General features: G+C 78.1%; 2 protein-coding genes. Both read right to left on the minus strand.

Annotation, left to right across the window (positions count from 1 at the left end):
• The coding region (locus PUR56_RS05230) for a type I polyketide synthase (RefSeq protein ID WP_443034436.1) at positions 1 to 1,868 on the minus strand (1,868 nt) is incomplete at its 3' end.
• 13 nt (positions 1,869 to 1,881) lie between these two features.
• On the minus strand, positions 1,882 to 11,841 hold a 9,960-nt coding region (locus tag PUR56_RS05235; RefSeq protein WP_329948031.1), incomplete at its 5' end, for an SDR family NAD(P)-dependent oxidoreductase.

Here is an 11,841-nt window from a genome sequence, read left to right on the forward strand (position 1 = left end):
AGGAGTTGGGTGAGGGACCAGTCGACGTGGGGGGCGAGGGCCTGTTCGCACTGGTTCATCTTCTCGGCGAAGACGGGTGCGGTGTCGAGGAGTTCGACGGCCATGCCGGCCCACTGCGAGCCCTGCCCCGGGAAGACGAAGGCGGTCTTCCCCGCCGGGCCGGCGGTGCCCAGCACCACGTTCGGCGCCGTCCGGTCGGCGGCCAGCGCCTCCAGCGCGGCCGCGAAGCCCGCGGCGTCCTCGGCGACCAGCACCGCGCGGTGCTCGAAGGCGGTGCGGGTGGTGGCCAGCGCCCGGCCGATCTCCGCCGGGTCGTGCGCGGGCCCGTCGGCCAGGGAGGCGGCCAGCCGGGCGGCCTGGGCGCGGAGCGCCTGCGGGTCGCGCGCCGACAGCACCCAGGGCAGCGGGCCGGCCGGGACCGGGCCGGTGGGGTCCGCGTCGGTCGCGTCCGGGCCCGCGGCGTCCGGCAGGTCCCCGGCGTCCGGCGCCTGCTCGACGATCGCGTGCGCGTTGGTGCCGCCCACCCCGAAACCGGAGACCCCGGCGCGGCGCGGCCGCTCGCCTTCGGTCTCCCAGGGGCGGGCCTCGGTCAGCAGTTCGACCGCGCCCACCGACCAGTCGACGAACGGGGTGGGCTCGTCCACGTGCAGGGTCTTCGGCAGCACACCGTGCCGCATCGCCTGCACCATCTTGATCACGCCGCCGACCCCGGCGGCGGCCGAGCTGTGGCCGATGTTGGACTTCAGCGAGCCCAGCCACAGCGGCCGTCCGTCCGGCCGCTGCTGTCCGTAGGCGGCCAGCAGGGCCTGGGCCTCGATCGGGTCGCCCAGCGTGGTGCCGGTGCCGTGCGCCTCCACCGCGTCCACGTCGGCGGCCGACAGCCGCGCGTCCGCCAGCGCGTCGGCGATCACCCGCTGCTGCGAGGGGCCGTTGGGCGCGGTCAGGCCGTTGCTGGCGCCGTCCTGGTTGACCGCGGTGCCCCGGATGACGGCGAGCACCCGGTGGCCGCGGGCCACGGCGTCGGAGAGCCGCTCCAGCAGCAGCACGCCGACACCCTCGGACCAGCCGGTGCCGTCGGCCGCGCCCGCGAACGCCTTGCAGCGGCCGTCGGCGGACAGCGCCCGCTGCCGGCTGAACGCCACGAACGCGTCCGGGGCGGCGAGCACCGACACGCCACCGGTCAGCGCCAGCTCGCACTCGCCCGAGCGCAGCGAGCGCACCGCCAGGTGCAGGGCGACCAGCGAGGAGGAGCAGGCGGTGTCCATGGTGATCGCCGGACCCTCCAGGCCCAGCGTGTACGAGACCCGCCCGGAGAGCACACTGCTCGCCGTCCCGGTGTCCAGCAGCCCCTCGACCTCGGGCAGCCCCCGGGCGCCCACCCCGTAGCCGTTGCCGATCGCGCCGACGAAGACGCCGGTCCGGCTGCCGCGCAGCCCGGCCGGGTCGAGACCGGCGCGCTCGACGGTCTCCCAGCAGGTCTCCAGCAGCAGCCGCTGCTGCGGGTCCATGGCCAGCGCCTCGCGCGGCGATATCCCGAAGAAGCCGGCGTCGAACTCGTCGGCCTGGTGGAGGAATCCGCCGCTGCGGGTGTACGAGGTGCCGGTGTGGTCCGGGTCCGGGTGGTACAGCCCCTCGACGTCCCAGCCGCGGTTGTCCGGCCAGTCGCCGATGGCGTCCTCACCGCGCTCGACCAGCTCCCACAGCCGCTCGGGCGAGTCCACCCCGCCCGGGTAGCGGCAGCCCATGGCGACGATGGCGATCGGCTCGTGCCGGGCGTCCTCGGCGGCCCGCAGTTCACGCCGCGCGTCGCCCAGGTCGGCAGTGGCTCGCCTGAGGTAGTCGAGAAGCTTCTCGTTGTCCGGCATCAGTTCCAGCTCTCCCTCAGGCCATTCCGAAGTCGTTGTCGAGCAGGTCGAAGAGTTCGTCGGCGGTCGCCGCCGCCAGGGTCACCGGCGGCTCGGCCTCGGCCGGGCCCCGGCCGGCCCGTTCGCCCCAGCCGCGCAGCAGCTCGCGCAGCCGGGAGCCGATCTCGCGGCCGTCCGGCCCGGCCGGGTCGAGCGAGGCCAGGGCCTTTTCCAGCAGGTCGAGTTCGGCCTCGGCCGGGCCGCGCGACGGCGGGCGGAGAACGCTCTCCAGGAGCTCGGCCAGTGCGGCCGGGCTCGGGTGGTCGAAGACCGCCGTCGGTGGCAGCGGCACGCCGGTGACCGCGCTCAGCCGGTTGCGGAAGCGCACCGCGAGCATCGAGTCGAAGCCCAGTTCGGCGAAGGGCCGGTCGGGCCGGACGGCCGCCGCCGAGGCGTGCCCGAGGGCGGCGGCCGCGTGGGCGCCGACCAGCTCGACCAGCACCCGGTGCCGCTCCGCCCGGTCCAGCGGAGCCAGCCGAAGGGCCAGGTCGCCGGCCGGGTCCGTCGCGCCGTCCGTCCCGCCGGCCGCCACCGGGTCACCCACCGGGGCGGAGCCCGCCGCCGTGCCGCCGGCCAGGGCCGCCCAGCCGCCGCGCCCGGGGGTGGGCAGCCAGTAGCGCTCGCGGGCGAAGGCGTAGGTGGGCAGCCGGTCCGGCCGCAGGGGCCGCTCGGCCCGCCAGTCGACCGGCGCGCCCGCCGCCCAGGCCTCGGCCAGCGCCCGCAGCAGGCGGTCGGGTCCGCCCTCGCCGCGCCGCAGGGTCGGGACGGCGGTGGCCGGCCGGCCGGCGGCCTGCGCCGAGCCGTCGACCGCCGCGACCAGTACCGGGTGCGGGCTCACCTCGACGAACAGCTCGTAACCGGCCGCGAGCAGCGCCGAGGTCGCGGTGTCGAAGACGACCGGCTCGCGCAGATTGCGGTACCAGTACGCGGCGTCCAGGAGCGCGCCGTCGATCCGCTCGCCGGTGACCGTCGAGAAGAGCGGGACCTCGGCGGGCCGGGGCCGCACCTCGGCGAGGTGTGCCAGCAGTTCCTCGCGCACCTCGGCGACCTGCGGGGAGTGCGCCGCGTACGCCACCGGGATCCGCCGGGCCCGCACCCCGGCGCGCTCGCAGTCGGCCAGCAGCGCGACGAGCCGCTCCGGCACACCGGCCACCACCACCGCCTGCGGGCCGTTGACCGCGGCCACGGCGAGCTCCGGCCCGTACGGTTCGAGCAGCTCGGTGACCCGGTCCCGCGCGGCCGACACGGAGACCATCCCGCCCGCGCCGTCCAGTCGGCGCAGTGCCCGGCTGCGCAGCGCGACCACCTTGGCGCCGTCCTCCAGGCTCAGCGCGCCGGCGACGACGGCGGCGGCTATCTCGCCCTGGCTGTGGCCGACCACGGCGGCCGGCTCGACGCCGTGGGAACGCCACAGCGCGGCCAGCGAGACCATCACCGCCCAGAGCGCCGGCTGTACCACCTCGACCCGGTCCAGCGGGTCGCCGTCGCGCAGCAGCCCGGTCAGCGACCAGTCGACGTGCGGGGCGAGGGCCTTCTCGCACTGCGCCATCCGCTCGGCGAAGACGGGTGCGGTGTCGAGGAGTTCGACGGCCATGCCGGCCCACTGCGAACCCTGGCCGGGGAAGACGAAGACCGTGCCCGGCGCGCCGGACCGCCCCTCGAACACCCCGCCCGAGGGCAGTCCCCCGGCCAGCGCGGACAGTTCGGCACGCAGCGCGTCGCGGTCCGCGCCGACCAGGGCGGCCCGCTGTGGCAGCGCGGCGCGGCCGGTGGCCAGGGTGCGGGCGGCCTCGGTCGCGGTGAGCCCGGGGTCGGCGTCGACGGCGGCCAGCAGCCGGCCGGCCTGTCGGCGCAGCCCGGCCGCGTCGCGGGCCGAGAGCAGCCAGGGCAGCCCGCCCGCGCCGGTCGCGTCGGTGGTGCCGTCCGCGTCGCCTGCGCCGCCCGTGCCGGTGCTGCCGGTCGCGCGGCTCGCGTCGCCGGCCCCGGCCGGTGCGGGCTCGGGGGCCTGCTCCAGGACGGCGTGCGCGTTGGTGCCGCTCATCCCGAACGACGAGACGGCGATCCGGCGCGGGCGTCCGTCCTCGGTCTCCCACGGGCGCGCCTCGGTCAGCAGTTCGACCGCGCCCGCCGACCAGTCCACCCGGGTCGAGGGCCGCTCCGCGTGCAGGGTCCTGGGCAGGACGGCGTGACGCAGCGCCAGCACGCTCTTGATCACCCCGGCGACGCCCGAGGCGGCCTGGGTGTGGCCGATGTTGGACTTCAGCGAACCCAGCCACAGCGGCCGGTCCCCGGGCCGCTCCCGCCCGTAGGTCGCCAGCAGCGCGCCGGCCTCGATCGGGTCGCCCAGCGTGGTGCCGGTGCCGTGCGCCTCCACCGCGTCCACCTCGGCGGCCGACAGCCCGGAGTTCGCCAGCGCCTGACGGATCACCCGCTGCTGGGCCAGCCCGTTCGGAGCCGTGAGGCCGTTGCTGGCACCGTCCTGGTTGACCGCCGTGCCGCGGACCACGGCCAGCACCGGGTGCCCCAGGCGCCGGGCCTCGGTCAGCGTCTCGACCAGCAGCACGCCCACCCCCTCCGACCAGCCGGTGCCGCCGGCCTCGTCGGAGAACGAGCGGCACCGCCCGTCGGCGGCCAGCCCGCGCTGGCGGCTGAACTCCACGAACGCGTCCGGGCTCGCCATCACCGCCGCCCCGCCGACCAGCGCGAACGAGCACTCCCGGGCCCGCAGCGACTGCCCGGCCAGGTGCAGCGCCACCAGCGAGGAGGAGCAGGCGGTCTCCACCGTCACGGCCGGGCCCTCCAGGCCCAGCGTGTAGGCGATCCGGCCGGAGGCCACACTGGTCACCGTGCCGCTGAGCAGGTGGCCCTCGACGTCGGCGGCCGGATCCTGCGGCCCGGCGCCGTAGCCCTGCGCGGCCACGCCGAGGAAGACCCCGCCGCTACTGCCCCGCAGCCCGGCCGGGTCCAGGCCGGCCCGCTCCACGGCCTCCCAGGCGGTCTCCATCAGCAGCCGCTGCTGCGGGTCCATGGCCAGGGCCTCGCGCGGCGAGATGCCGAAGAACTCGGCGTCGAACTCGCCCGCGTCGTGCAGGAATCCGCCCGCGGTGGCGTAGAAGGTGCCGGGCGCCTCCGGGTCGCCGCTGTACAGCGAGTCCAGCGGCCAGCCGCGGTCGGTGGGCAGCCCGCCCACTGCGTCCGTGCCGTCGGCGACCAGCCGCCACAGGTCCTCCGGGGAGCGCACCCCGCCGGGGAACCGGCAGGCCATCCCCACCACGGCCAGCGGCTCGCCCACCGGCAGCGGACCACCGGTCGCGGCGCCCGCGCCGCCGTCCGGCCCGTCCGTCCGGCCGACCAGCAGCGACAGCAGGTGCTCGGCCAGCGCGGTGGCGGTCGGGTGGTCGAAGACGGTGGTGACGGCCAGCTCCAGGCCGCACGCGGTGACCAGCCGGTTGCGCAGTTCGACGGCGGTCAGCGAGTCGAAACCGACCTCGCGGAACGGTCGTTCGGGCTCCACCCGGGCCGTGTCGGCGTACCCGAGAACGGCCGCCGACTCGCTGCGCACCAGGTCCACCAGAAGCCGCTGCCGGGCCTCGGGGCCCAGCGGTGCCAGCCCGGCCCGGAGCAGGGCGCCGGGGGACGACTGCGCGTCCGGAGCCTCCCGCGGTTCACCGTCGCCCCGGTCCTCGCCCCGGTCGTCGCCCCGGCCGTCGTCGGCGGACGCCGCCCGGGCGGCGGTCAGTTCGGCCAGCAGCGGGCTGCGCCGGGCCGACTCGAAGAGCGCCGCGAAGCGGGTCCAGTCCAGGTCGGCCACCACGAGGTGCGTCTCGTCCAGCTCCAGGGCCTGCTCCAGCGCGTCCAGCGCGGTCGCGGGCGCCATCGGGCGCAGCCCCAGCGCGCGCAGCCGCTCGCCGGTGGGGCCCTCGGCCATCCCCGCCCCCGCCCACGGTCCCCAGGCCACCGAGGTGGCGGGCAGCCCGCGCGAGCGCCGGTGCTCGGCCAGCGCGTCCAGCTGGGCGTTGGCGGCGGCGTACGCCCCCTGCCCGGCGCTGCCCCAGGCCGCCGACACCGAGGAGAACAGGACGAACGCCTCGATCCGGTGGCCCTCCAGGAGGGCGTCCAGGTTGGCCGCGCCCGCCGCCTTCGCGGCGCACTCGGCGGCCCAGCCCTCCGGCGTGCAGCGGGCCAGCGGCGTGTCGGACGTCAGCCCGGCGGCGTGCACCACCGCGTCGACCCGCTCCTCGCCGAGCCCGTCCAGCAGGGCGGCCAGCGCAGCGCGGTCCGCCACGTCGCAGGCCGCCACCGTGACCTCGGCGCCGAGCGCGGTCAGTTCGGCGGCCAGCCGCTCCGCACCCGGGGCGGACGGTCCGCGCCGGCTCGTCAGCACCAGGCGCCGGGTGCCGGTTCGGGCCAGCCGCCGGGCCAGTTGGGCGCCCAGGCCGCCGGTCCCGCCGGTGATCAGCACCGTGCCGCGCAGGGCCGCGAAACCCGCCGACGGGGCGGTGGCGGCCGGGGTGGCGGCCGGGGTGGCGGCGGGAGTGGCGGCGGCCGGGACCGGGGAGCGGCGCAGCCGGCGGCCCAGCAGACCGGACGGGCGGACCGCGAGCTGGTCGTCACCGCCCGCTCCGGCCAGTGCCGCGCACAGCCCCTCCCAGGCCGCGTCGTCCGGCTCGGCGGGGAGGTCCACCAGACCGCCCCAGCGCTCGGGGTGCTCCAGCGCGGCGACCCGGCCCAGGCCCCAGAGCCGGGCCCGCTCGGGCCGCCCGACCGGCTGCCCGCCGGCCTCCACCGCGCCCAGGGTCGCGCACCACAGCGGCGCGCTCACCCCGGCGTCGCCCAACGCCTGGACCAGGACGAGCAGTTCGATGTCCGTGCCGGGCAGGGCCAGGACTCCGTCGACGGCGGCGGGCAGCCGGCGGGCCAGCGCGGCGCGGTCCGTACCGTCCGCCGTCCGCAGCAGCTCGACCTCGGCGCCGCGGGCGGCCAGCGCCCGCGCGGCGCCGTCGGCCGGGCCGTCCGTGTCGGCGCCCTCGGGCAGCACCAGCAGCCAGCGGCCGGTGAGCCGGGCCGCGGGCCCCGGCTCCAGCGGCTGCCAGTCGATCCGGTAGCGCAGCCGCCCGGTGGCCGGGGCGGTGACGGCGGGCACCGGCCAGAACCGGCGGTGCTGGAACGGATAGCCGGGCAGCTCGACCCGGCCGCCGCCGGTGCCGCCGGGACTCCAGTCCACCGCCGTGCCGTGCACGTACAGCCGGGCCAGGGCGGCCGTCACCGACTCGTCCTCCGGCCGCCCCTCGCGCAGCAGCGCCACCGCCGCGCCCTCGGGGGTGTCCGGCAGGCACTCCTGCACCAGCGCGGAGAGCACCCCGCCGGCGCCCAGCTCCACGAAGCGGTCGGCACCCTCGGCTCGGAGCCGCCGCACGCCGTCCAGGAACCGGACGGTGCCGCGCGCGTGCCGCACCCAGTAGTCGGGGGAGCACAGCTGCTCGGCGCCGGCCGGCTCACCGGTGAGGTCGGAGATCACCGGCAGCGTCGGCGGCCGGTACGCCAGGCCCGCCGCGACCTCCCGGAAGGCCGCCAGCATCGGCTCCAGCCGCGCGGAGTGGAAGGCGGTGCCCACCGCCAGCCGCTTGGTCCGCCGCCCGCGCGCCCGGAACTCCTCCGCCACGGCCAGCACCGCCGCGCGGTCACCGGAGAGCACGCAGGAGCGCGGTCCGTTCACCGCGGCCAGGTCGACCCCCGGCGCGGCCGGCACCGCCGCGAGCTCCTCCTCGGTCGCCTCGACGGCCACCATCGCGCCGCCCTCGGGCAGCTCGTCCATCAGCCGGCCGCGCGCGGCCACCAGCGCGCTCGCGTCCGCCAGGTCCAGCACCCCGGCCGCGTGCGCGGCGGACAGCTCGCCGATCGAGTGCCCCAGCAGCAGGTCGGGCCGCACACCGTGGTGGTCCAGCAGGCGCAGCAGCGCCGTCTGCAGGGCGAACAGGGCCGGCTGGGTGTAGCGGGTGCGGTCCAGCAGCGCGGCCTCCGCACTGCCCGGCGCGGCGAACATCACCTCGCGCAGCGGCCGGTCCAGGTGCGGATCCAGCGCCGCCAGCACCTCGTCCAGCGCGTCGGCGAAGACCGGCTCGGCACGGTACAGCCCGGCCCCGGCCCCGGCCCGCTGGCTGCCCTGGCCCGGCAGGAGGAACGCCGTCCGCCCGTCCGCCCGCACCACGCCGGTGGTCACCGCCGCCGAGCGGGCGCCGTCGGCCAGCGCCCGCAGGCCCTCGCGCAGCGCCGCCCGGTCCGCGCCGTGCACGGCGGCCCGGTGCTCCAGACCGGCCCGGCTCACCGCGAGGGCCCGGCCCAGCTCCGCGAGGTCGACCTCCTCCCGCCCGTCCAGGCGGCCGGCCAGCTGCTCGGCCCGGGCCCGCAGGGCGGCCGGGCCCCGGGCCGACAGCAGCAGGGGCGCACGGCGCGCGGGCAGCGGCGCCCGCACGGGGGCGTCGGGCGCCTGCTCCACGATCACATGGGCGTTGGTGCCGCTGATCCCGAACGAGGAGACGCCCGCGCGTCGCGGCCGGCCGGTGTCCGGCCAGGCGACGGCCTCGGCCAGCAGCCGTACCGTGCCCGAGGACCAGTCCACGTGCGGGTTGGGCTCCGCGATGTGCAGGCTCCGGGGCAGCAGGCCGTGCCGCATCGCCAGGACCGTCTTGATCACCCCGGCGACCCCGGCGGCGGCCTGGGTGTGGCCGAGGTTGGACTTGACGGAACCGAGCAGCAGCGGCCGGTCCGCGGCCCGGCCGCGCCCGTACACGGCCTGCAGCGCCTGGGCCTCGATCGGGTCGCCGAGCCGGGTGCCGGTGCCGTGCGCCTCGACCGCGTCGACCTGGTCGGCGGTCAGCCCCGCGTCTGCCAGCGCGGCCTGGATGACCCGCTGCTGGGAGGGGCCGTTGGGCGCGGTCAGGCCGTTGCTCGCACCGTCCTGGTTGACCGCCGAGCCCCGGACCACGGCCAGCACCCGGTGGCCGCGGGCCACGGCGTCGGAGAGCCGCTCCAGCACCAGCACGCCCACGCCCTCGCCCCAGCCGGTGCCGTCCGCGTCCGCCGAGAAGGCCTTGCACCGCCCGTCCGGGGCCAGCCCGCGCTGACGGCTGAACTCCACGAACAGCTTGGGCGTGCTCATCACCGTGACCCCGCCGGCCAGCGCCAGCTCGCACTCCCCGCGCCGCAGCGACTGGGCCGCCAGGTGGAGGGCGACCAGCGAGGACGAGCAGGCGGTGTCCACGGTCAGCGCCGGACCCTCCAGCCCCAGGGCGTAGGAGATCCGGCCGGAGAGCACACTGGCCGTGTTGCCGGTCAGCAGGTGGCCCTCGGAGATCCCCTCGGCGGCCGCCAGCGCGTCCACGTAGTCCTGACCGTTGGTGCCGACGAAGACGCCGACCCGGCCGCCGCGCAGCGCCGACGGGTCCTGCCCGGAGTCCTCGACCGCCTGCCAGGCGGTCTCCAGCAGCAGGCGCTGCTGCGGGTCCATGGCCAGCGCCTCGCGCGGGCTCACCCCGAAGAACTCGGCGTCGAAGCCGCCGGCGTCCGCCAGGAACGCGCCGCTGCGGCTGTACGTGGTGCCGGGTCGGTCCGGGTCCGGGTCGAACAGCCGCTCGACGTCCCACCCGCGGTCGGCCGGCCAGTCACCGACGGCGTCCCGGCCCTCGGCCAGCAGCTCCCACAGCTCCTGCGGCGAGCCCACCCCGCCCGGGAAGCGGCAGGCCATGCCGACCACGGCCAGCGGCTCGCCGCCGTCCGGCCCGGCGGCCGCGCCGCCCCCGGGCGCACCGGCGGGGCCCGGCTCGGCCGACTCCCGCGCCAGGCCCAGCTCGGCCAGCAGCCGCACCGCCACCGCGTGCGGTGTCGGGTGGTCGAAGAGCACGGTCGCGGGCAGCCGCAGACCGGTCGCCGTACCCAGCCGGTTGCGCAGCTCGACGGCGGTCAGCGAGTCGAAGCCGAGCTCCGCGAACGCCCGCGCGGGCAGCACGGCGCCGCTGTCGGCGTGCCGCAGCACGGCCGCGGCGTTGGCACGCACCAGGTCGGTCAGCAGGTGCATCCGCTCGCCCGGGGCCAGCGGGGCCAGCCGGCCGGCCAGCTCGCCGGGCCGCTCCGCCGCCGCGGGCCGTTCCTCGGCCGGCGCCGCGGTGGCGGGCACCGGCAGCCGTCCCAGCAGCGCCGAACGCAGACCGGACGACTCGGCCAGCCGCCGCCAGTCCACGTCCGCGACCACCACCAGCTCGTCGTCCTCGCCCAGCGCGCGGGCCACCGCGGTGATCGCGCTGCGCGGTGCCATGGTCGGCAGACCGCGGTCGCCCAGCCGCCGGGCCACCTCGTCGGCCAGCATTCCGGCGCCCGCGCCGCCGGTGCCCCGGTCGGCCCCCTCGGTGCCCCAGGCACCCCAGGCGATCGCGGTTCCCGGCAGGCCGGCGGCCCGGCGCCGCGCGACCAGCGCGTCCAGAGCGGCGTTGGCCGTCGCGTAGTTGCCCTGACCGGCGTTGCCGACCACGCCCATCACCGAGCTGAACACCACGAAGGCGGACAGCTCCAGGTCGGCCGTCAGCTCCTCCAGCAGCAGGGCCGCGGTCAGCTTGGCGCGCAGCGAGAACGCCATCCGCTCGGGCGTCAGCGCGTCCAGGACCCCGTCGTCCAGTGCCCCGGCGGCATGCACCACCGCGTCCGGCCGGTACGCGGCGACGGCCGCGGCGAGCTGCTGCCGATCCGTCACGTCGCAGGCCACCGGCTCCACGGCCGGGCCCAGCTCCGCCCGCAGCTCCGCCGCCCCGGGCGCCGCCGCACCTCGGCGGCTGAGCAGCACCACCCGTTCGGCACCCTGCGCCACCAGCCGGCGCGCCAGGTGCGCCCCGACCGCGCCGGTCCCGCCGGTCACCAGCACCGCCCCGGCCGGCCGCCACACCGCCGGGCCCGGCCCGGAGTCCCCGGCCGTCCGGACGGGGGCGGCCAGCAGCCGGCGCCCGTGCACGCCGGTGGACCGCACCGCCACCTGCTCCTCGTCCCGCGCGGCCGCGAGCACCGCGCACAGCCGCCGCGCCGCCCGCTCGTCCAGTCCCGCGCCGTCGGCGGGCGGTAGGTCCACCAGCCCGCCCCAGCGCTCGGGGTGCTCCAGCGCCACCGTGCGTGCCAGCCCGGCCACGGCACCCTGCACCGGGCCGCCCGGCCGCTCACCCGCGCCGAGCACCGCCGTCCCGCTGACCAGGCACCACAGCGGCGCTTCCACGCCCGCGTCGCCCAGTGCCTGTACGAGGGCCAGGGTCAGCGCGACCGCGCCCGGTAGGTCGGCGAACTCCGGGTGCGGGCGCTCCTCGTGGGCCAGCAGCGAGAGCACGCCGGCCGGCGCCTCCCCGTCGCCGAGCGCCTCGGTCACCCGCTTCGCCAGCGCCTCGCGTCCCGTTCCGGGTCCGCTCACGGTGAACGGGACCACGTCGAGGCCCACCGCGGCGAGCGCCTCGACCACCCGGCAGGCGGTGTCGCTCTCCGGCAGCACGGCCAGCCAGCGGCCCGCCGGCGCCTCGGCGGGCTTCAGGCCCAGCGGCTGCCAGCCGATCCGGTAGCGCCAGGAGTCGGCCTCGGCGGTCGCGGTCCGTTCGGCCCGCCAGCCCGCCAGCGCGGGCAGCACCTCGCCGAGCGCGGCCGGACTCACCTGGAGCTCGGCGGACAGTTCGGTCGGCTCCTGGCGCTCCAGGACGTCCCACAGACCGTCGGTGGACGGGCCCGCCCCCGGGGGCGTGGTCGTGCTCGGGGCGAGCCAGAACCGCTCCCGCTGGAACGGGTAGGTGGGCAGTTCGACGCGTCGGCCGCGGGGGATCGCGGTGGTCCAGTCGACGGTGAGGCCGGTGGTCCAGGCGTGGGCGAGGGAGGTGAGGAGGCGTCGTCGGTCGCCTTCGTCGCGGCGCAGGGTGGG

The organism is Streptomyces sp. BE303, from assembly GCF_036290945.1.
In the GTDB taxonomy this organism is placed as follows: domain Bacteria; phylum Actinomycetota; class Actinomycetes; order Streptomycetales; family Streptomycetaceae; genus Kitasatospora.